Consider the following 20,317-nt stretch of genomic DNA (forward strand, 5'->3'; position numbering starts at 1 on the left):
CAATCGTGCCGATGTTCACGTGCGGTTTGCTGCGGTCAAACTTTTCCTTAGCCATGATGGCCTCCTTGTCTCGTTGCGGGTGCCCGGCAGAGGGCACCCGAATTCGTTTTTTCTCTTAAGCGTACTTGGCCTGGATCTCTTCCGAGATGTTCGACGGCACCGGATCGTAGTGATCGAACTGCATCGTGAACTGGGCGCGGCCGGAAGACATCGAACGCAGGGTGTTGATGTAGCCGAACATGTTCGCCAGCGGCACGAAGGCATTGATCGCAACGGCATTGCCGCGCGCTTCCTGACCGGTCACCTGACCCCGACGAGAGGTCAGATCGCCAATGATGCCACCGGTGTATTCTTCCGGTGTGATCACTTCGACCTTCATGATCGGCTCGAGCAGCTTGGCGCCGGCCTTCTTCATGCCCTCGCGCATACACATGCGGCCAGCGATTTCAAACGCCAGAACCGAGGAGTCGACGTCGTGGAACTTGCCGTCGATGAGCGCCACCTTGAAGTCGATGACCGGGAAGCCGGCGAGCGGACCGGAGTCCATGACCGACTTGATGCCCTTTTCGACGCCGGGAATGTATTCCTTCGGCACCGCACCGCCCACGATCTTGCTCTCGAAGGAGTAACCTTCGCCGGGCTCGGTTGGGGTGATGACCATCTTGACTTCGGCGAACTGGCCCGAACCACCCGACTGCTTCTTGTGGGTGTAGGAATGCTCGACCTCTTTGGAGATGGTCTCGCGATAGGCCACCTGCGGCGCACCGATATTGGCTTCGACCTTGAATTCCCGCTTCAGACGATCGACGAGGATGTCCAGGTGAAGTTCGCCCATGCCCTTCATGATGGTCTGACCGGACTCGATGTCAGTCTCGACGCGGAAGGACGGGTCCTCGGCAGCCAGACGCTGCAGGCCCTGGGACATCTTCTCCTGGTCGGCCTTCGTCTTGGGCTCGACAGCGATCTCGATAACCGGATCGGGGAAGGTCATGGTCTCGAGGACGACCGGGTCGTTGACGGCGCAGAGCGTGTCACCGGTGGTGGTGTCCTTGAGGCCGGCGAGCGCGATGATGTCGCCCGCAAACGCTTCGTCGATCTCTTCACGGTTGTTCGAGTGCATCATCATCATACGACCGATGCGCTCGCGCTTGCCTTTGGTGGAGTTCAGGATCGAGTCGCCCTTGTTCATCTTACCGGAGTAGATGCGGGTGAAGGTGAGCGAGCCCACGAAGGGGTCGTTCATGATCTTGAAGGCCAGACCAGCGAAGGCCATGTTGTCGTCCGCGCGGCGGGGAATGTTACGCTCTTCGTTCTCGTCGCCAGGCTTGAAGCCCATGTAGTCGACAACATCCAGCGGCGAGGGCAGGAAGTCGATCACGGCGTTCAGAAGCGGCTGCACACCCTTGTTCTTGAACGCGGAACCGCCCAGTACCGGAACGAATTCCAGCGCCAGCGTGCCCTTGCGGACCAGCTTGCGAAGCGTTTCTTGATCCGGCTCTTCGCCTTCGAGATAGGCTTCCATCGCGTCGTCGTCCATTTCGACGGCGGCTTCGATCAACTTGCCACGCCATTCCTCGGCGAGCTCCTTGAGCTCATCGCGGATCTCGACCTTTTCCCAGGAAGCACCAAGGTCGTCGCCCTTCCAGAGCCATTCTTTCATGGTGATCAGGTCGATCTGACCCTCGAGCTCGGTCTCGGCGCCGATCGGCAGGCACACGGGAACGGCACGAGAACCCGTACGGGCCTCGATCATCGCAACGCAGTTGAAGAAATCGGCGCCGATCTTGTCCATCTTGTTGACGAAGACGATCCGCGGAACGTGGTAGCGGTCGGCCTGGCGCCAGACGGTTTCGGTCTGCGGCTCGACGCCGGCATTGGCGTCCAGAACACACACCGCACCGTCGAGCACGGCCAGCGAACGCTCGACTTCGATGGTGAAGTCAACGTGGCCGGGGGTGTCGATGATGTTCAGGCGGTGCTTCGGCGTGTCGGGGGTCTTGCCGTCTTCGGTGCGCTCCCAGAACGTGGTCGTCGCAGCGGAGGTGATGGTGATACCACGCTCCTGCTCCTGCTCCATCCAGTCCATGGTTGCAGCGCCATCGTGCACTTCGCCGATGTTGTGGGACTTGCCGGTGTAGTAGAGGATACGCTCCGAGCAAGTGGTCTTGCCGGCATCGATATGCGCCATGATGCCGAAGTTACGGTATCGGTCCAGAGGATAATCGCGGGCCATGGAAGGGTCCTTAGACGTAAAGTGGTGTTACCATCGATAATGGCTGAACGCTTTGTTGGCGTCGGCCATCTTGTGGGTGTCTTCGCGCTTCTTGACGGCGCTACCGCGGGAGTTCACGGCGTCGACGAGTTCGCCGGCCAGCCGCTCTTCCATCGTGTTCTCATTGCGCGCACGGGCAGCATTGATCATCCAGCGGATGGCCAGCGCTTCGCGACGCTCGATGCGAACCTCGACGGGAACCTGATAGGTCGCACCGCCAACCCGGCGGGAACGAACTTCCACCGACGGCTTGACGTTGTCGAGCGCCTCGGTGAACACCTCGATCGGGGAGCGCTTCAGCTTGCTCTCCACCCGGTCCAAGGCACTGTACACGATGCGTTCGGCAGCGGACTTCTTGCCGTCGATCATCAGGTTGTTCATGAATTTGGTCAGAACCTTATCGCCATACTTGGCGTCAGGCAGGACTTCGCGCTTCTCAGCGGCGTGACGACGGGACATGTCTGTCTCTCCTTACTTAGGACGCTTGGCGCCGTACTTCGAGCGACGCTGCTTCCGATCCTTGACGCCCTGGGTATCCAGAACACCACGCAGGATGTGGTAGCGCACACCGGGAAGGTCTTTCACACGACCGCCGCGGATAAGCACGACCGAGTGCTCCTGCAGGTTGTGGCTCTCACCGGGGATGTAGCTGATCACCTCGAAACCGTTGGTCAGACGAACCTTCGCCACCTTACGCATGGCCGAGTTCGGCTTCTTCGGGGTGGTGGTGTAGACGCGGGTACAAACCCCACGCTTCTGCGGGCAGCTCTCAAGGTGCTGCGACTTGGATCGTTTTACTTTCGGCTGCCGCGGCTTGCGGATCAGCTGTTGGATCGTCGGCATTCCGGTTTCCCCAGTCTAGCTTTCTTTTTCTTCTCGCGCGTACCGCGAGGGGTTGTTTTTCGTCGCTCGCACCTTGCGCGTCCGCAAAGCGCGAAAAACCGCAGGCGTTTCCTCGTACGCGGAAACGACGCGGGTGGGATTTCAGAGGATCGGGGCGTTGGCCCGGATCGTGTCCACTTCAGTTCTGTAGGGCCGGTCAAACGGAGTCCCCGCGACCGAGTGGGAGCGCTCTAGATAGAATCGCAAGCCTTGTCAACAGAAGCTTGACTCGGCAGCCCCTGCTACGCGCACTCCCCGGCCTTCAATGCCAGCTTTCGCTCACGGTGGAAAGTAAATATCCCGGTTGCGATCACGATGGCGCCCCCCAGCAAGGTCAACCCGTCCGGCCACTCCCCGAACAGCACCAGGCCGAGCAGCAGCGCCCAGAGAAGCGACGTGTAGCGAAACGGTGCGATGAAGGCGATATCTCCCACGCGCATTGCGGCCGTGGAAAAGAAATACCCTCCGATGATCAAGACCGAGGCGCCCATCAGGGACAGGAAACCTCCGGTGCTGACCGGTTGCCACTCTTCCCCGAGCAAGCCCACCCCCGCGAAGACCCAGACGCCCAAGGAAGCCGCGATGGCGACCGTCATTGACGAGGTTTCCACCGAAACCGCGCGCGCTGCCAGATCCCGGGCTGTCACGCTGAGGACCGCCAAGACGACATAGACAGAATAAATGGTGAAGCCTTCCGCGCCCGGCCGGACGATCAGCATGACCCCGGCAAACCCGACCAGGATCGCGGACAACCGCCGCCATCCCACGGCTTCTCCCAGGAACACCGCCCCGGCAAGCGTGACCGTCAGGGGCAGCGCCTGCATGATCGCCGAGGCATTCGCGATCGGCATGTTGAACAGGGCCGTCAGAAAGAAAAACGCCGCGGCAACCTCCGCCACGGTTCGCAACAGGATGATTCCCCAGTCGCGCCGCGAGACGCCGAACCGCAAGGAGCCGGTCGCGGCCGCCAACACAACCATCAGCAAGGTGCTTGCGATCCCACGGATAAACAACGCCTGGTACAGCCCCATCTCGTCGGAAACCGACTTCATGAAAGCATCGTTGAACGTGAAGGCGGCCATACAGGCTGCCATGAGAAGCGCACCGCGCAGATTTGGAGACACTGATCACCCGTCAGGCTGTTGCCTATCGGCCATGCGGCAGCCCCGACGCGTTGTCAAACCAATTCCGCGGCGTTTTGACGTCGGGAAATGACGGAACGGAACAATTTGCAGGCGCTTGATACGGGTCATGGAACCGCGTTGAACGAATTTGCTAGTGTGCGGACAACCGGGCAGGACAAACAGGGCCCGGATATCCGCTCCTTCAAGGAGAATACGATGAAACTGAAGTCCCTTCTTGCCATTCTGGGCCTCGCCTTTCTCGGCTTTGCCTGCACCGATACCGACCACTACCCGCTGACCGGCGAAGAATGTGCACCCGACGATCCGGTACTGGATCTCTCCGTGCAACAATGCGCCAAGGCGGCCTGACCGGGAGCAGCCCCTGCGTATAGCGACGTTCAACGTCCAGAACCTTCGGCTGCGCCAAGACGCGGCGGGTCAACCGTTTCTGGACGGTGCGCGCGACGGTGACATGCCGGGGGACCAGACCAGCGGTGCGCCCGATTTCGACCGGGCGGACCGCAGACTGACAGCCGCGGTCCTGCATGACATGAATGCCGACGTGGTTGCCCTGCAGGAGGTCCACGATGCAGCGACGCTGGACTATTTCCACGAAAGCTACCTCGTCCATACAGGGCTCGCCCCATATCACCACCGCGTCTGCCTGCCCGGCAATGACGGCATGGGGCGCAACATCGCCCTGCTCAGCCGCGTCCCGCCCGGTGCCGTCGAGAGCAACGCCTGGGTGCGCCCCGCGGATCTGGACCTCGCACCTGCCGAGGGCCAACCGCCGGAGCGGCCCGTCTTCTGCCGCGACTGCCTCGTTGTGGAGATCGGCAAGCTGACCCTGTTCCTGTGCCATTTCAAGGCTCCCTACCCCGACCGGGCCGCGGCGGATATCTTTCGCCGCACCGAAGCACAGGCCGTTCGGCGCCTCATCGAACGGCGCTTTGCGCGGCCCGGCGAATCCCTCTGGATGATCCTCGGCGATCTCAACGAACCCGACGCCCGCGCGCCACTGCCCCAACAAGCCATCGCTCCCCTGCGCGACGGCTTCTCCATAGACCTGCTTGAGCGCCGCCCCGCCGGTCAGCGGTGGTCCTATCACGAGGCCAGCCGCGGCACCTATTCCCGGCCCGATGCGATGCTGGCCTCCCCCGCATTGGCGCGGAAATTCCCCGCCGCCATGCCGCGCCTTGTCCGCGAGGGCATGTCGCGCATGGCCCGCCGCTATCCGGGCCCAAGGCTGCACGGCGTAGGCCGCCACCGCCCACACGCAAGCGACCACGCCGCCCTGATGATTGATCTCATCGAAGCGTGAGAGGGACCGGCTTTACCTTTCCGGAAATACCTTCGGGGATCCGGGGCAGACAGCCCCCCGGTCGCGCCCGAGAAAAAGCGCCAACGCCTCTCAGGCGTTCACTCCTTCTCCATCGTGCATTGGAGCGGATGCTGATGGCGACGCGCGAAATCCATCACCTGCGCCACTTTCGTCTCGGCGATCTCGTGGCTGAACACACCCACCACGGCGACCCCCTTCTTGTGCACGACCAGCATCAGCTCGAAGGCCTGCGCATGGGTCATGCCAAAGAACCGCTCAAGGATATGCACGACGAATTCCATCGGCGTGTAGTCGTCATTGAGCAGGAGCACCTTGTAGAGCGGCGGCCGCTGTGTCCGGGCGCGCGTCTTGGTGGCAACTCCGACATCTCCGTCGGGTTTGTCATCGTCGCGGTCGGACATCATGGTTTCAAAAATGCGGGTCAAGGCGCGGTGCGCTCCACGGCAATTGGGATTGTCAGTGATGCTCGGAGTTATATAGGCGGCAGGTGGGGTCTGAAAAGGCCAAGCCGACAATCGAAGGGATCACTCTGCATGAAACTTACGACAATTGCCTTCGATGCAGACGACACGCTCTGGCACAACGAACGATTCTTCGTCCTCACTCAGGATCGATTCGCGGAGCTGCTGGCGGACTACGCGCCGCGCGATCACCTCGACGAACGCCTGCTGGAAGCCGAGAAACGCAATATCGTCCATTACGGCTACGGTATCAAAGGCTTCATGCTGTCGATGATCGAGACCGCCATAGAGATCACCGAGGAGCGCATACCCGCAGCGGCCATCCGGCAGATCCTCGACATGGGGCAGGAAATGCTGCGCCACCCGATCGAGCTTCTGCCCCATGCCCGGACAGCGGTCGAGGCAATGGCGCGGTCGCATCACAGGGTACTGTTGATCACTAAGGGGGACCTGCTCGACCAGGAACGCAAGCTGGCCGAATCAGACTTGCGCCGCTTTTTCGACCGGGTCGAGATCGTCTCGGAAAAGACAGCCGGAACCTATCGACGCATCTTCACCGAACATGGCGACGGCCCCGAGCGTGCCATGATGGTCGGCAATTCCATGAAATCGGACATTCGCCCCGCCATCGAAGTCGGTGCCTGGGCTGCGCATATCCCCTTCGACCTTGCCTGGGCCCTGGAAGCCGCCGAGCCTCCGACCGAAAGCGACCGCTTCCACACGCTGGAAGACCTCGGCCATTTGGAGGCGCTCGTCACCCGGATCGGTTGAAATCTAGTGGTTTGGACCTCCCTTCGCCCCGACATGTTGCGATGTTGCGTGAATATCACCGCGAAAGATCTTGAAAAGGAACACTTTTCCAAAGCACTCCCGCGTGCTAGTCTTCTGGGAAATAAAATAGATTTCCGACCCTGAAAACAGGGCGGTTCGAGGCAGACAGAGGCAAACATCGTGATGACGTCGAGCATCCGGGGGCGTAATGCCCTATTCGTATCCGTGTTCTTCCTTTTGTTCTTCGTGATCCTGCTGGGCGCCAGCCTGCGGGCCGGAGCCGCGCCCTATGCGGCGATGGTCATGGATGCACGAACCGGGGAAGTCCTGCACTCACGCAATGCCGACACGCGGCTGCACCCGGCCTCGCTGACCAAGATGATGACGCTCTACGTTGTCTTCGAAGCGGTCGAGCATGGCGAGATTGGCCTCGACACCAAGGTCACTATCTCCAAGAAGGCCGCGAACGAGGTTCCATCCAAGCTCGGGCTCAAGGCCGGTCAGCGGATCGAACTGCGTTACCTGATCCGCGCCGCCGCCGTGAAGTCGGCCAATGACGCCGCAACGGCTCTTGGCGAGGCGATTTCGGGCAGCGAGGCGCGCTTCACCCGGCGCATGAACCGGACTGCCAAGGCGCTCGGCATGACCCGAACGACCTTCAAGAACGCACATGGCCTGACGGTGGATGGCCACATGTCGACCGCGCACGATATGACCATCCTCGGCCGGCACCTGTTCTACGACTATCCTGAATACTACAATCTGTTCTCCCGCCGCTCCACGGATGCCAAGATCCGCACCGTCTACAACACGAACCGCAAGTTCCTCGCCGCCTACAAGGGCGCCGACGGTATCAAGACCGGCTACACGCGCGCCGCGGGCTCGAACCTGGTGGCCTCCGCCGAGCGGGGCAATGTACGTATCATCACCACCGTTTTTGGCGGCACCTCCTCGGCGGCACGCAACGCCAAGGTGGCCGAGCTGATGGATCTGGGCTTCAAACGCGCACCGCGCCAGGCCTCGATTCGGAAGCCCGCCATGCCGCAATATGCTGGCAATGACACCGCCCCGACCACGAGCAAGACGATTCGCGTCGCCAGCGCCGTTTCCCAATCCGTCCGACCGCTCAGCCGGCCGGGTACGGTCGCCATGGCCAGTGCTGCCGGCAAGAACGGGCTGAAATCCGGCATCGAGGCGGCGATTGCGATGGCGACATCCACGTCCGCCCCCGCAACCGAAGCAACGGCGGCAGACTCGTTGACCCCCAAGGCGCGCCCACCGAAAATCGACTTTGCCGCCCTCAAACCGGCGGTGACGCATCAGTCCGATCCGATTGTCGTGACCCGCGCATCGACCTCCGGCGGACAGCACTGGGGGATCAATGTCGGCGCCTACCCCTCGCGCTACAAGGCCGAGCGTGTTCTGCTCAAAACAGCGCTCAAGGAGATGGCAACCCTGGACGGCGCGCTGCGCAAGGTTTCCCAGAACAACAAGGGTTATAATGCCAATTTCGTCGGCATGAGCGAAGAGCAGGCCGCCCTTGCTTGCCGCAGGCTCGAAGCGCGCGGGGCTGAATGCACGCCGTTCGGGCCGTCGGGATCCTGACAGCGAATTGAGGGCGCAAGCCAACTGATCAGGCGGGCTCGTCCTGCCTACTATTCCCCATTGCGCAGGTTGGCGGGCAAATCGGTCGTCCACCGGCGCGCATTTCCGTCATCTAGCCCGGTTGACCGACGGGTGCGCTTGCAAGAGCACGCAGGACAAGGCTTCAGTTCAACATCAGCAAACGGCTCATGGCCGACCGGTCACTCCTTCGGGTGATCGTCGTATTCCGATGAGAGAATCCGGTGACTGTCGCCTTCCGGATCGTCGTATTGATCGCTTTTCACTGTCCAGAAAAACGCCACCAGACCGATTCCACCGAGAAACAGCGAAATCGGGATCAGGAATACCAGAACTTCCATACGGGGTTATTTCAACCTCAACGAATTGAGCGACACCGTGATCGACGAGGCGGACATCGCCAACGCGGCCGCGAGCGGTGTGGCCCAGCCGGCGATGGCGATCGGCACCGCGATGAAATTATACACCGTCGCGATGGTGAAGTTCTCCTTGATCCGATGAACGGCCGAGCGCGCGGTGGTCACCGCCGAGGCGACCGGCGAGATATCCTCCCCCAACAGTACGAGATCGGAGGCCACGCGGGCCGCATCGAGCGCGGAGGCCGGCGAGAGCGAGGCATGCGCGGCCGCAAGCGCTGCGGTATCGTTCAGCCCGTCTCCCACCATCAGCACCTTGCGCCCTTGGGCGGCCAGTTCGGAGATGCGCGCGGCCTTTTGCTCCGGCAGGGCTTCGGCGGTGACGTCCTCGATTCCGATCCGCTCTGCAAAGGCGTGCACTGCCGGTGCCGCATCGCCGGAAATCAGGGCCACGTGCAGCCCGATCTCCTTCAAGCCCCGCACGGCCTCCTCCGCGCCCGGACGCAAACGGTCGGTGAAGGTGAAACAGACCGGCGCTTTGCCCTCCACAGCCAGCCAGGCCGCTGTCTTTTGGCTCGGCTCCGCACCAACCCAGGCCGCGCGGCCCAGACGGACGCGGCGTCCCGACCAGGTTCCTTCGGTCCCGTAGCCCGGCACTTCGGTGATCGCCGACACATCAGCCGCCTCGATGCCAGCGGCCTTTGCAGCCTCGCAGAGAGCCCGCGACAGCGGGTGCGAAGATGCCCGCGCAAGCCCGGCCGCCAAGGCAAGCTCCCCGCGTTCGTGGCTCTCGGAGGCGTCGAGTTCCGGGGCGCCCAGGGTCAGCGTGCCGGTCTTGTCGAAGACCACCGTGTCCACCTCTGCCAGTCGCTCCAGCGCGGTTCCGCTCTTGATGAGCATCCCCTTGCGGAAGAGCCGCCCGGAGGCCGCCGTGGTCACGGCCGGCACTGCAAGCCCGAGCGCGCAAGGGCAGGTGATGATCAGAACAGCCGCCGCGATATTGATCGCCAGGCGCGCGTCGCCGGTATAGGAATACCAACCCAGCCCAGCCACCAGCGACAGGATGTGCACCCCCGGCGCATAGAGCCCCGCCGCCTTGTCGGCGAGCGAGGTATAGCGGTTGCGGGTGGTCTCGGCCATTGCCACAAGATCTGCCATGCGGTGCAGAGAAGAATCCTTGCCCGCGGCGGTGACCTCGACCACCAGCGGCCCGGTCAGGTTGACCTCTCCCGCACTGACAATCCGGCCCGGTTCGGCAAAAACAGGCAGGGTTTCCCCGGTCAGAAGCGAGCGGTCCAACTCGCTCGTCCCCTCGGTGATAACGCCGTCCACCGGCATCCGCCCGCCGGGACGCACCCGGATCAGGTCGCCCGCGACGAGATCGGCCACATCGACCGTCTGCTCTCCGTCTGTGGTCAGACGGTCCGCGCGGGCCACTTCGAGCGCGGCCAGTTCCTCGGCGGCAGAGCGCGCAATGGCGCGGGTGCGATGGTCGAGATACCGGCCCGCGAGCAGGAAGAAGGTCAGAGAAATCGCGGCGTCGAAATAGGCATGTTCGCCCGAATGCGCCGTCTCGTAAAGCGAGGTTCCGAGCGCCAGCAGGATGGCAAGCGTGATCGGCACATCCATGTTGAGCCGGCCATGCCGAAGCGCCATCCAGGCATTGCGGAAGAAGGGCTGGCCGGAAAAGGCGATGGCCGGGATGGCAATGGCGGCCGAGATCCAGTGGAACAGGTCGCGCGTGGCATCCGCCGCACCGGACCATACGGCAACCGAGAGCAGCATCACGTTCATCGCCGCGAAGCCGCCAACCGCCAACCGCATCAGCAGCTCGCGCCCCTGCCGGTCCGTGGCAGTGGTCGAAAGCGCGGAAGGGTCCATCTCGTGGGCCTCGTAGCCGACAGCGTTGACCGTCTTGACCAGCGCCTCGGCGGTCACCTCCGACTCGGCCTCCACCGTCGCCCGCCGGAGCGTCAGGTTCACCCGTGCGGAGCGCACACCCGGATGCGCCATCAGTGCCTTTTCGACCGTCGTGATGCAGAGCGCGCAGTGTATTCCCGGCAGCGAGAGCATGAGCCCCCCCCGCTCCGGCTTGTCGTCCAGCGCACCGCTTGCCGCCAGACGGCGCGCCATGGGCGCGGCATCGCAGGCAGGGCAGGCAGAGGCGGTGGGCGCCTCGGGAAATGTGCTGTCAGACATGGTCCGTCAATCGACGTGCAGAACGATCCGCTGCCGGAACGGCGTTCCGTCAGGCGCCGTTGCGACCATCCGAATATTCCAGTTTCCAGTGGCCAGGTCTACCGGCGCGGTAAAGGTCCCGTCTTTATAAGCGAACTCTGGCGTGACATCATCGCGGACATGGGTTGCCCGGCCAACCGTTGCGTCGATGCTCGCCACGTCCACCGGATACCCCGTCCGGCCGGTGAAGGCGATGCTCAGCATCCCCTGCTCGACCTTGGCCGCCACATCCCAACCAAGCGCCTCCTGCGCGGCGCGGTCGTCGTCGAAGTGCTGGCTGGCCACGTAGGAATTCTTCACCTCCAGGCCGGGGAATGTGCCCACGGCCAGATAGGCCATGGTCAGGTTGACCCCAATGATGACGCTGAAAGCGCTTGCGGTGATGATGAATACCTTGCGGCCAGTCAGTACCATGTCAGCGTGCTCCGGTTCCCACGAAGGTTGAATCCTTATAAACCCGCTCGCCATTCGACAAGTCCTCGATCCAGAAACGGATGTCGGTCCGGTCGGCAGTGGCAGCGGTCGAGCCTTTTGGCGCCAGCACGTAGATGCGCTGCTTTCCGGTCGTGTCGGCAGGCACCATGAAGCTTTCATAGGGCGTGCCCTCGACGGCAATCCGCAGGTCCGGCTCCTCCGAGAAGAGCGAAACACGGAAGCGGCGATCCTCGCCATGCTTGTTGCGCAGTCCGAAATCATAGGTGTTGCGAATCGTGCCATCCGACATCGTCACGAAGACCGGCTGACGGACCGGGTGCACGGTCGCCGAGATATCGGGACGAATGAAGAGCATCACCACGAGGCCGACGCCGACGGCGGTCCACAAGCTCGTGTAAAGGATGGTGCGAATCCGGAAGACGTGTCTCCAGACCGATTTCGGTGGCTCTCCGGCGCGTTCCCGGACCTCATCGGACAGCGCCATGTAGCCGATCAGGCCACGCGGCTTTCCGATCTTGTCCATGATGTCGTCGCAGGCATCGATGCAAAGCGCACAGGTGATGCATTCCAGCTGCTGGCCGTCGCGGATGTCGATGCCGGTGGGGCAGACATTCACGCAGGCCATGCAGTCGATGCAATCGCCCAACTCCTCTGCGCCAGCCTTCTTGCGGTGCTTGCCACGCGGCTCGCCACGCCAGTCGCGATAGCCGACGGTCAGCGTGTCCGGGTCCATCATCGCGGCCTGGATACGCGGCCATGGGCACATGTAGATACAGACCTGCTCGCGCATGAAACCGCCAAAAACCAGTGTGGTAAAGGTCAGCACGGCGACCGAGGTATAGGCTGCAGGATGTGCACTGAAGGTAAAGAGATCCACGAACAGTGTCGGCGCATCGGTGAAGTAGAACACCCAGGCGCCACCGGTGGCGACCGCGATGAGCGTCCAGGCGATGTATTTGGTGACCCGCAGACGCATCTTTCGGGCGTCCATCGTCTTCTGACGGTGCAGGCGCAGACGCGCGTTCCGGTCGCCCTCGATCCAGCGCTCGACAAGGATGAAAAGATCGGTCCAGACGGTCTGCGGACAGGTATAGCCGCACCAGACGCGCCCGAGCGCGGAGGTGAACAGGAACAACCCGAGCCCGGCCATGATCAGCAGGCCGGCGACGAAATAGAACTCATGCGGCCAGATCTCGATCCAGAAGAAGAAGAAGCGGCGATTGGCCATGTCCACGAGCACCGCCTGGTCGGGGAGGTTCGGACCACGATCCCAGCGAATCCAGGGCGTCAGGTAGTAGATGCCCAGAGTCACGATCATGATCCCCCACTTCAAATTCCGGAACGCACCGGACACTTTTCGGGGGAAGACGGGCTCTCGGGCGACGTAAAGCTGTTCGGGCTGGCTGCCAGTATCGCTCACGGATAATCTCCGGTGGCTGAAGGTTCAGGTTCCGCCCGTTCTATGGGCTTGATAAAAAAAGCGTCTTTGACATGCATCAAAAGACTGCATTTCGGACGGGTTCGGGCAGACATACCAAAATGGAACGGTTCCAACCCTGCGCCCGCGTGTCGCGCAACGCAAATGTGATGATCTGGGGGCTGAATATAAAGGCGCCCCAGCTCTCCTAGGAAACGCGCGAACAGGACGGAGAGCCGGGGCGTATCTTCCAGGGGAGGACACCCTCTGGAAACGCTATGTAAGGTCTGGCGTGACTTGGCAGAGGAGCGAAGCTCCGGACGCTTTGTCGTTGCCGTTGGATCCTGTTTAGGTGTCTTGACCGGTCGCCACTTTGATCCAGATCAAATGCGAACCAAGGATATTCCTTTTGTGATGCATAGCGGCCATGACTTGTCGACAAGACGACCTGCCTCGACTCGCCGAAACTGTCGGTCTCCGACCCATTCCTCAGGAACGCGGCCCCTCAAGTACACTTATTGACTTCAGGCACATCCCTGGCGATTCCTGCCGGAACGGACATGGCTGGACAGAAAATGCCCCGCCATCGACAAGCGATGACGGGGCATGATCTTTTGACGTGTTGGCCGGGAGTTATTCCGAGGCCACACCGCCACCGAGGCTATGCACATAGGTCGCAACGGCGCGCACCATGGCTTCGTCCACAACGCCTTCCGGAGCACCACCGCGAGCCGGCATGTTGCCAGCACGACCATTCCAAAGCGTCTCGTAGAGCGACTCGGCGTCACCCCCATAGAGCCAGATGGCATCCGTCAGGTTTGGTGCACCCAACGTCTGCTCGCCCGTACCGTCTTCCATGTGGCAGGAAGAGCAGTTGTCCTCGAAGACAACCGCACCGGCTTCGGCAAGCGCTGCATCATGCTCCTGCCCCGAGAGTTTCTGGACAAAGGCCACCGCCTGGCGGATTTCCTCTTCGCTCAGCAGCTCGTCACGGCCGAAAGCCGTCATCTCGCCCTGACGCACGAAATCCTCGTCGGTCTCCTCGTTGCGGATGCCGACGCTGATCGTGGTGTGGATATCCTCGATCGTGCCGCCCCAGAGCCAGCTGTCGTCCAGCAGGCTCGGGTACTTGGACTCCGCACCCTGCGCACCCGCGCCGTGGCACTGCGCACACCAGGTCCGGAACACGGCGGCGCCGGCGTTCTGGGCATAGCTGTTCAGCTCCGGATCGGCCGAAATCTCGGTCAACTCCGCTTCGACCAGACGTTGCTTGATGCCGGCATTGGCCTCTTCGAAACGGACAATCTCGGCGGCCACATCGGCGCGCGTCGATTTTCCGAGCAGACCGGCGGTGGCACCATTGATCAGCGGCCACGCAGGATATGCGACCGTGTAGGCCAGCGCCCAGACGACACAGGCATAGAATGTCCACAGCCACCAGCGGGGCATGGGATTGTTCAGTTCCTCGATCCCGTCCCAGCTGTGACCGGTGGTTCCCACCTGGTCCTCTTTCTTGCTTGTCGGTTTTTTACTCATTCCCGAACCTCCTTCGGGTTCAATTCCGATGAATCCTCGGCCGGCGAGTCCTCATGGCGGAAAATAATGTTGGCGCTGTCGCGTTGCTCCTTGGAGGACCCGGGGCGGAACACCCAGAAGATCACTCCAAGGAAAAAGAGCGTTAGGAACAGCAGCATCCAGCTGTCTGCGAAGTGACGCATGAGGCCGTATGTGTCCATTCCCGGGTCTCCTTAACGGCTTGCGACAGGTGTGAAGGTCGAGAAGTCGACGAGCGTGCCGAGCATCTGCAGATAGGCCACAAGGGCGTCCATCTCCGAAATACCAGGCTGTCCGTCGAAGTTGCGCACTTGCGCGCCCGGGTAGCGTTCGAGCATTTCCTCGTAGTCGCCATCCGGATCGATCTGGACGTTGAAGTCCGCCGATGCATTCGCGATCATCTCGTCCGTGTAGGGCACGCCGACGGTCCGATGGGTCGCCATCAGCTCATCCATGTGCTTGTCGGTCACCATCTTGTCCAACAGGAAGCCGTATTTCGGCATAACCGATTCTGGAACGACCGATTGCGGATTGATCAGGTGATCCACATGCCAGTCGTCCGAATAACGGCCGCCCACGCGGGCAAGGTCGGGACCTGTCCGCTTGGAACCCCACTGGAACGGGTGATCGTATTGCGATTCGGCCGCCAGCGAATAGTGGCCGTAGCGCTCCACCTCGTCACGCATCGGGCGGATCATCTGGCTGTGACAGACATAGCAGCCTTCACGGATATAGATGTCCCGCCCCTTGAGCTCGAGCGGGGAGTAGGGGCGCACGCCCTCCACATCCTCGATCGTGTTCTCAAGGTAGAAGAGCGGTGCGATCTCGACGATACCGCCGATGGTGACCACGAAGAAGCTCAGCGCGAAAAGGATCGTCGCATTGGTTTCGATGATCTTGTGCTTGTCGATAAGGGCCATTGTGTCTCCCTCCCTTATTCAGCCGGCGCAGCGACTGCTGCGGTTTCGGCTTTCGGCTCACCGCGGGTCGCGGTGAGGTAGAGGTTGACGGCCATGATGATGGCACCGGTGAGATACATGACCCCGCCCAGACCCCGAACAACATACATCGGGAACTTCGCGGCGACGGTATCGGCGAAAGAGTTGACCAGGAAGCCATTGGCGTCGACTTCACGCCACATCAGGCCTTCCATGATGCCGGTCACCCACATGGACGCCGCGTAGAGCACGATGCCGATTGTGGCGAGCCAGAAGTGCCAGTTGACGGCGGCCATGGAGTAGAGACGCTCACGCTTCCAGAGCTTCGGCACGAGGAAGTAGAGAGCACCGAAGGTGATCATGCCGTTCCAGCCGAGCGCACCGGAGTGCACGTGACCGATGGTCCAGTCGGTGTAGTGGCTCAGCGAGTTCACCGCCTTGATGGACATCATCGGGCCTTCGAAGGTGGACATGCCGTAGAAGCCGACCGAGACGACCATCATGCGGATGATCGGGTCCGTGCGCAGCTTGTCCCAGGCGCCCGAGAGCGTCATCAGGCCGTTGATCATGCCACCCCAGGAGGGCATCCACAGCATGATCGAGAACACCATGCCGAGGGTCGAGGCCCAATCCGGCAGCGCGGTGTAGTGCAGGTGGTGCGGACCGGCCCAGATATACAGGAAGATCAGCGCCCAGAAGTGGATGATCGACAACTTGTAGGAGAAGACCGGACGTTCGGCCTGCTTCGGCACGAAGTAATACATCATGCCGAGGAAGCCCGCTGTCAGGAAGAAGCCCACCGCGTTGTGGCCGTACCACCACTGCGTCATGGCATCCTGCACGCCGGAGAAGACCTGCACCGATTTGGCGCCGAAGACCGACACCGGCAGGCTGAGGTTGTTGACGATGTGCAGCATCGCGACGGTCACGATGAAGCTCAGGAAGAACCAGTTGGCCACGTAGATGTGCTTTTCCTGGCGCTTCAGGATCGTGCCGAGGAACACCATCAGGTAGGCGACCCAGACGACGGTCAGCCAGAGGTCAACATACCACTCGGGTTCGGCATATTCCTTGGACTGGGTGGCGCCGAGCAGGTAGCCGGTCGCGGCCAGCACGATGAAGAGGTTGTAGCCCCAGAACACGAACCAGGCGAGGTTACCGCCCCAAAGCCGCGCCGCGGAGGTCCGCTGCACGACATAGAAGGAGGTTGCGATCAGCGCGTTGCCACCGAAGGCGAAAATCACCGCCGAGGTGTGCAGCGGGCGCAGCCGGCCGAAATTTGCGTAAGGCTGAGCCCATTCGAAGTTCAGAACCGGCCAAGCGAGCTGGAAAGCGATAAAAGTACCGGCCAGAAAACCGACAACGCCCCATAAAGTGGTCGCGATAACGCCGTAGCGCACCACGCCATCAAGATATCCTGTTGCCACTTCCGGCGCTGGTTTTTCCTCGTCGATCTGGCGAATCGACCAGACGAAAGCCGCGCCCGCTGCGAGCATGATAATGATCGCATGGACGAGATAGGCTGCGTCGCGCGCGTAGTTGGCTGCGATCGCTGCGCACAGCGTCAACAATCCCAACGCCGCGATCTTGGCGTAATCCCACATGGTGTGTCCCTTAGTTATAATTCGGGGAAGCGCAGATACACTTCCCCCTTCGTGTTCCTTATCCGCTTCTGATGGTACGAAGCCTTACCCGCTTTGATCTAGGTCAATGTCGTCGCAGTCCAGCATTGAGACAGGTCAAGGTGCCGCAACTCCACACAATCTATGCTTCCGGCAAGTAGAAACTGGAAAGGCTCCGCAATGGCCTACAAGTCTGTTCTTACCGTCGTTACGTCACCCGCGCTGGAAGATTCTGCTCTGGAAGGTGCCATCGCGCTCACCCAGGCCCAGGATGCGCACCTGGAGATCCTCGCCCTGGGAATCGATCACTCGACCCCGGGATACTATTATGCCGGCACCAATGCCCTGATCGAGCAGGCAACTCTGGAACGCGCCCGTGAGGATGCCGAGGCAATCGAGACTGCGTTGCGTGAAAAGATGGAAAGGCGCCAATGCCGGTGGGCGACCGATTCTGCCCTCGCGCAGATCGGAACAGTCCAGACCATCGTCGGGAACCGCGCAAGGTTCTCGGACCTCGTGATTCTTCCCAAGCCCTATGGCGAGGACAAGGGCGTTGCCGAGGAGGCCGTGCTTGAAGCGGCGCTTTTTGCCGGCAATGTGCCAGTGCTGGTACTGCCGCGGCAATGCGAACTGAAACGGCCGGAGAAGGTCGTTCTGGCGTGGAATCAGAGCGCCGAGGCGTTGGACGCCGTCCGTGCTGCCCTGCCGCTGCTGCAACAGGCCGCCATGACGAATATCGTCATCATCGACCCGCCGCGCCACGGCCCGGACCGCTCGGACCCCGGCGGCATGCTTTCGCAAATGCTGTCCCGCCATGGCGTTCGCGCCGAAATCTCGGTGATTGCCGGCACGATGCCGCGCACCGCCGACGTGCTCGCCCGCCATTGCGACGACCAGCAGGCAGACCTTCTGGTGATGGGCGCCTATGGGCATTCCCGGTTCCGCGAGGCGATCATGGGCGGGGCGACCCGCGACATGCTGGAAGCGGCGAAGATCCCCGTATTCATGAGCCATTGACACCGAAAAGATGGGGGCGTCGCCCCCGCGCGCTCTGACGAGCGCTTCCCCCGGGATTTGTCGGGTCAGAAGAAGGTCTTGTCAGGAAGGAATTCCCGTTCAGACCGGCATGCCACCATCGCAATCGTCGCCGGTTTCCAGCATCAGCCGATCGAAATCGGGAACCGAGATGTGCCGCTTTCCGGCCAGCTCGATCACACCTTCGCGTTTCAGCGCGGAGACCTGCCGGCTCACCGTTTCCAGTGTCAGCCCGAGGTAATCAGCCATCGCTTCGCGGGTCAGCGGCAGGTCGAACTCCAGCGAGCCACCAACTTTCGACAGGTTCAGCGAGGCATCCCGGCGCGCGATGATCGCCAGCAGTGACGCGATTTTCTCGCGTGCGGTCTTGCGTCCGAGAAGCAGCATCCATTCGCGCGCGGCGTCCAACTCGTCCAGCGTCATCTCCAGCAGGCGTTGCGCGATATGCGGCGTGGTGCGCATCAGTTCCTCGAAGGGACGACGGCGGAAACAGCACATCACCACCTCGGTGGTCGCGGTCACGTCATAGGTCGCCATCTCGCGCCCGGGTCGGCCCATGAAATCCGACGGAAGCAGAAGGCCCACCATCTGCGTGCGCCCATCCTCCAACGTCTGGCTCAGCGTTGCGATGCCGCTTACGACGGTCGCGACGAAATCCAGCTTATCACCGGTCCAGGCAATTGTCTGGCCGGCCTCGAAGGTCCGGTAATATTTGATTTCCTCCAGCAGGACGAGCTCATCCGTCTCGCAACGCGAACAAACCGCCCGATGTCGGATCGGGCAGTCAGCGCATTCCACATGTCCAAGTTCCATGTCCTGCATTTCCACTCGCGCGCGCGCACTTGATTTCAATCAAAGTCCTCCCGGCGCCCCTTCCCTAGATGTAGGGCCATGGAAACCGTATCGCAACTTGCGAAGCTCGGGCTCTTCGACGCCCGGGTCCCTCGCTATACCAGCTATCCGACCGCGCCGCATTTCAACAACGCCGTGGACTCGACTCATTTTACCGACTGGGTGGCAGCCTTGCCGCCCGAGTCGGACGTGTCACTTTATATTCATATTCCCTTTTGTAGAAGGCTCTGTTGGTTCTGCGCCTGCAGAACGCAGGGGACATCGAGCCTGTCACCGGTTGCCGGCTATCTCGAAACGCTGAAGGCCGAGATCGACCTGCTTGCGGCCGCCTTGCCCAGTGGCGTCAAATTGTCCGCCCTGCATTGGGGTGGCGGTACGCCGACGCTGCTGGCCCCGGAAATGATGACGGAGCTGGCCGATTCGGTCTTCCGCACGATTCCGCTTGCCGAACACGGAGAGTTCTCCGTCGAGATCGATCCCAACGAGATCGACGAGGCGCGCCTCGATGCGCTGGCCGCCGCCGGCATGACCCGCGCCTCGATCGGGGTTCAGGATTTCGACCCGGAAATCCAGAAGATCATCGGCCGCGAGCAAAGCTTCGAGGTGACGCAGGCGGCAGTCGACGGCATCCGCGCGCGCGGTGTGACGAGCCTCAACACCGACATCCTCTACGGCCTGCCGAACCAGTCGCGCGCCAGGATCACCGACTCGGTGCAGAAGCTGCTCTCGCTCTCGCCAGACCGGGTCGCGCTCTATGGCTATGCCCATGTGCCCTGGATGGCGCGCCGCCAGACGATGATTCCCGCGGACGCCCTGCCGACCCCCGAGGAACGGCTGCACCTGTTCGAAACCGCCCGCCGCCTGTTCCTTTGGGATGGTTATGACGAGATCGGCATCGACCATTTCGCCGCCAGGGACGATTCCATGGCCGTCGCCGCACGCGACGGCACCCTTCGTCGCAATTTCCAGGGCTACACGGTCGACCCGGCCCCGGCGCTCATCGGCCTCGGCGCCTCCGCCATCTCGCGTTTCCCGCAGGGCTACGCGCAAAACATCTCTGGCACGAGCGACTACACCAAGGCGATCCGCGAAGGCCGCTTTGCCACGGGGCGCGGCCATGTCTTTGCCGGCGAGGACCTGATCCGTGCCCGGATGATCGAAACCCTGATGTGCGATTTCCGTATTGACCGGGCCGAGATCGAACGCGATTTCGGTGCCCGACCGGATTTCATAACGTCGCTCTTCGCCGCAGCCAAGGCGCAGTTCGGCCAGTTCGTCACAGTGGATGCGCGCGGTTTGGAGATCCCGCCCGAGGGCCGCCCCCTCACCCGCATGATCGCCAAGGCCTTCGACGCCTATGAAATGGCGAAGACCGGGCATAGCTCGGCGATCTGA

At 61.9% G+C, this 20,317-nt stretch carries 20 protein-coding genes; 6 read left to right on the forward strand and 14 right to left on the reverse strand.

What is annotated here, in order from left to right; translation table 11 throughout:
- Positions 1 to 115: 115 nt before the first annotated feature.
- From fusA to AX756_RS19825, 4 genes are all read right to left on the reverse strand, one after another.
- A complete protein-coding gene (gene fusA, locus AX756_RS19810; protein WP_068316000.1) occupies positions 116 to 2,233 on the reverse strand; it encodes an elongation factor G in 2,118 nt (705 codons plus the stop codon).
- Between the two features lie 27 nt (positions 2,234 to 2,260).
- Positions 2,261 to 2,731, reverse strand: coding sequence for a 30S ribosomal protein S7 (gene rpsG / locus AX756_RS19815; protein ID WP_068316003.1), 471 nt, complete (start codon positions 2,729 to 2,731; stop codon positions 2,261 to 2,263).
- 12 nt (positions 2,732 to 2,743) lie between these two features.
- Positions 2,744 to 3,115 carry a 30S ribosomal protein S12 gene (rpsL, locus tag AX756_RS19820; protein WP_008182915.1) on the reverse strand — a complete coding sequence of 124 codons (372 nt, stop codon included), beginning with the start codon at positions 3,113 to 3,115 and terminating at the stop codon, positions 2,744 to 2,746.
- Positions 3,116 to 3,396: 281 nt separating this feature from the next.
- A complete protein-coding gene (locus AX756_RS19825) occupies positions 3,397 to 4,278 on the reverse strand; it encodes a DMT family transporter (protein WP_269432965.1) in 882 nt (293 codons plus the stop codon).
- A 216-nt stretch (positions 4,279 to 4,494) separates the two neighbouring features.
- Between AX756_RS19825 and AX756_RS26125 the strand changes: the two genes are divergently transcribed.
- Together AX756_RS26125 and AX756_RS19835 are read left to right on the forward strand one after the other, a co-directional pair.
- Positions 4,495 to 4,647 (forward strand): hypothetical protein, encoded by a 153-nt coding sequence (locus tag AX756_RS26125; protein ID WP_170307768.1) that lies wholly within the window; start codon positions 4,495 to 4,497, stop codon positions 4,645 to 4,647.
- Positions 4,648 to 4,666: 19 nt separating this feature from the next.
- Positions 4,667 to 5,599, forward strand: a complete 933-nt coding sequence (locus AX756_RS19835; protein ID WP_269432967.1) for an endonuclease/exonuclease/phosphatase family protein — start codon at positions 4,667 to 4,669, stop codon at positions 5,597 to 5,599.
- A 98-nt stretch (positions 5,600 to 5,697) separates the two neighbouring features.
- On the opposite strand, the gene clpS is transcribed toward AX756_RS19835, so the two are convergent.
- A complete protein-coding gene (clpS, locus tag AX756_RS19840) occupies positions 5,698 to 6,024 on the reverse strand; it encodes an ATP-dependent Clp protease adapter ClpS (RefSeq protein ID WP_068316013.1) in 327 nt (108 codons plus the stop codon).
- A gap of 129 nt (positions 6,025 to 6,153) precedes the next feature.
- On the opposite strand from clpS, the gene AX756_RS19845 reads away from it, so the two are divergent.
- Together AX756_RS19845 and AX756_RS19850 are read left to right on the forward strand one after the other, a co-directional pair.
- A complete protein-coding gene (locus tag AX756_RS19845; protein WP_068316016.1) occupies positions 6,154 to 6,852 on the forward strand; it encodes an HAD family hydrolase in 699 nt (232 codons plus the stop codon).
- 183 nt (positions 6,853 to 7,035) lie between these two features.
- The gene (locus AX756_RS19850) at positions 7,036 to 8,457 is read left to right on the forward strand and encodes a D-alanyl-D-alanine carboxypeptidase family protein (protein ID WP_082739206.1); all 1,422 of its coding nucleotides are present in this window, start codon (positions 7,036 to 7,038) and stop codon (positions 8,455 to 8,457) included.
- Positions 8,458 to 8,657: 200 nt separating this feature from the next.
- Here AX756_RS19850 and ccoS read toward each other — a convergent pair whose 3' ends face one another.
- From ccoS to ccoN, 8 genes are all read right to left on the reverse strand, one after another.
- Complete coding sequence (gene ccoS / locus AX756_RS19855) at positions 8,658 to 8,816, reverse strand: cbb3-type cytochrome oxidase assembly protein CcoS (protein ID WP_068316018.1); 159 nt, start codon at positions 8,814 to 8,816, stop codon at positions 8,658 to 8,660.
- Between the two features lie 6 nt (positions 8,817 to 8,822).
- A complete protein-coding gene (locus AX756_RS19860) occupies positions 8,823 to 11,030 on the reverse strand; it encodes a heavy metal translocating P-type ATPase (protein WP_082739207.1) in 2,208 nt (735 codons plus the stop codon).
- 6 nt (positions 11,031 to 11,036) lie between these two features.
- Complete coding sequence (locus AX756_RS19865; RefSeq protein WP_068316021.1) at positions 11,037 to 11,483, reverse strand: FixH family protein; 447 nt, start codon at positions 11,481 to 11,483, stop codon at positions 11,037 to 11,039.
- Between the two features lies 1 nt (position 11,484).
- The gene (ccoG, locus tag AX756_RS19870) at positions 11,485 to 12,924 is read right to left on the reverse strand and encodes a cytochrome c oxidase accessory protein CcoG (protein WP_068316024.1); all 1,440 of its coding nucleotides are present in this window, start codon (positions 12,922 to 12,924) and stop codon (positions 11,485 to 11,487) included.
- Between the two features lie 630 nt (positions 12,925 to 13,554).
- Positions 13,555 to 14,457: a cytochrome-c oxidase, cbb3-type subunit III gene (gene ccoP / locus AX756_RS19875; protein ID WP_068316027.1), complete on the reverse strand. Its 903-nt coding sequence runs from the start codon at positions 14,455 to 14,457 to the stop codon at positions 13,555 to 13,557.
- A complete protein-coding gene (locus AX756_RS19880) occupies positions 14,454 to 14,657 on the reverse strand; it encodes a CcoQ/FixQ family Cbb3-type cytochrome c oxidase assembly chaperone (RefSeq protein ID WP_068316031.1) in 204 nt (67 codons plus the stop codon). The genes ccoP and AX756_RS19880 overlap by 4 nt, the downstream gene beginning before the upstream one ends.
- 12 nt (positions 14,658 to 14,669) lie before the next feature.
- Positions 14,670 to 15,395: a cytochrome-c oxidase, cbb3-type subunit II gene (gene ccoO, locus AX756_RS19885; protein WP_068316034.1), complete on the reverse strand. Its 726-nt coding sequence runs from the start codon at positions 15,393 to 15,395 to the stop codon at positions 14,670 to 14,672.
- Positions 15,396 to 15,409: 14 nt separating this feature from the next.
- On the reverse strand, positions 15,410 to 17,017 hold the full coding sequence (gene ccoN / locus AX756_RS19890) for a cytochrome-c oxidase, cbb3-type subunit I (protein ID WP_068316038.1): 1,608 nt from the start codon (positions 17,015 to 17,017) through the stop codon (positions 15,410 to 15,412).
- A gap of 198 nt (positions 17,018 to 17,215) precedes the next feature.
- On the opposite strand from ccoN, the gene AX756_RS19895 reads away from it, so the two are divergent.
- Positions 17,216 to 18,052: a universal stress protein gene (locus AX756_RS19895; protein ID WP_068316041.1), complete on the forward strand. Its 837-nt coding sequence runs from the start codon at positions 17,216 to 17,218 to the stop codon at positions 18,050 to 18,052.
- A gap of 99 nt (positions 18,053 to 18,151) precedes the next feature.
- On the opposite strand, the gene fnrL is transcribed toward AX756_RS19895, so the two are convergent.
- Positions 18,152 to 18,883 carry a transcriptional regulator FnrL gene (gene fnrL / locus AX756_RS19900; RefSeq protein ID WP_269432966.1) on the reverse strand — a complete coding sequence of 244 codons (732 nt, stop codon included), beginning with the start codon at positions 18,881 to 18,883 and terminating at the stop codon, positions 18,152 to 18,154.
- A gap of 78 nt (positions 18,884 to 18,961) precedes the next feature.
- Here fnrL and hemN point away from each other — a divergent pair, with 78 nt between their 5' ends.
- Positions 18,962 to 20,317 (forward strand): oxygen-independent coproporphyrinogen III oxidase, encoded by a 1,356-nt coding sequence (gene hemN, locus AX756_RS19905; RefSeq protein WP_068316047.1) that lies wholly within the window; start codon positions 18,962 to 18,964, stop codon positions 20,315 to 20,317.

The organism is Aliiruegeria sabulilitoris, from assembly GCF_001558155.1.
Taxonomy (GTDB): domain Bacteria; phylum Pseudomonadota; class Alphaproteobacteria; order Rhodobacterales; family Rhodobacteraceae; genus Tropicimonas; species Tropicimonas sabulilitoris.

Bases quoted from the DNA above. Each gene is read 5' to 3' on its own strand.
- fusA (WP_068316000.1), bottom strand. From the start codon at position 2,233: ATGGCCCGCGATTATCCTCTGGACCGATACCGTAACTTCGGCATCATG.
- rpsG (WP_068316003.1), bottom strand. From the start codon at position 2,731: ATGTCCCGTCGTCACGCCGCTGAGAAGCGCGAAGTCCTGCCTGACGCC.
- rpsL (WP_008182915.1), bottom strand. From the start codon at position 3,115: ATGCCGACGATCCAACAGCTGATCCGCAAGCCGCGGCAGCCGAAAGTA.
- AX756_RS26125 (WP_170307768.1), top strand. From the start codon at position 4,495: ATGAAACTGAAGTCCCTTCTTGCCATTCTGGGCCTCGCCTTTCTCGGC.
- clpS (WP_068316013.1), bottom strand. From the start codon at position 6,024: ATGATGTCCGACCGCGACGATGACAAACCCGACGGAGATGTCGGAGTT.
- AX756_RS19845 (WP_068316016.1), top strand. From the start codon at position 6,154: ATGAAACTTACGACAATTGCCTTCGATGCAGACGACACGCTCTGGCAC.
- AX756_RS19850 (WP_082739206.1), top strand. From the start codon at position 7,036: ATGACGTCGAGCATCCGGGGGCGTAATGCCCTATTCGTATCCGTGTTC.
- ccoS (WP_068316018.1), bottom strand. From the start codon at position 8,816: ATGGAAGTTCTGGTATTCCTGATCCCGATTTCGCTGTTTCTCGGTGGA.
- AX756_RS19860 (WP_082739207.1), bottom strand. From the start codon at position 11,030: ATGTCTGACAGCACATTTCCCGAGGCGCCCACCGCCTCTGCCTGCCCT.
- AX756_RS19865 (WP_068316021.1), bottom strand. From the start codon at position 11,483: ATGGTACTGACTGGCCGCAAGGTATTCATCATCACCGCAAGCGCTTTC.
- ccoP (WP_068316027.1), bottom strand. From the start codon at position 14,457: ATGAGTAAAAAACCGACAAGCAAGAAAGAGGACCAGGTGGGAACCACC.
- AX756_RS19880 (WP_068316031.1), bottom strand. From the start codon at position 14,657: ATGGACACATACGGCCTCATGCGTCACTTCGCAGACAGCTGGATGCTG.
- ccoO (WP_068316034.1), bottom strand. From the start codon at position 15,395: ATGGCCCTTATCGACAAGCACAAGATCATCGAAACCAATGCGACGATC.
- ccoN (WP_068316038.1), bottom strand. From the start codon at position 17,017: ATGTGGGATTACGCCAAGATCGCGGCGTTGGGATTGTTGACGCTGTGC.
- AX756_RS19895 (WP_068316041.1), top strand. From the start codon at position 17,216: ATGGCCTACAAGTCTGTTCTTACCGTCGTTACGTCACCCGCGCTGGAA.
- fnrL (WP_269432966.1), bottom strand. From the start codon at position 18,883: ATGGAACTTGGACATGTGGAATGCGCTGACTGCCCGATCCGACATCGG.
- hemN (WP_068316047.1), top strand. From the start codon at position 18,962: ATGGAAACCGTATCGCAACTTGCGAAGCTCGGGCTCTTCGACGCCCGG.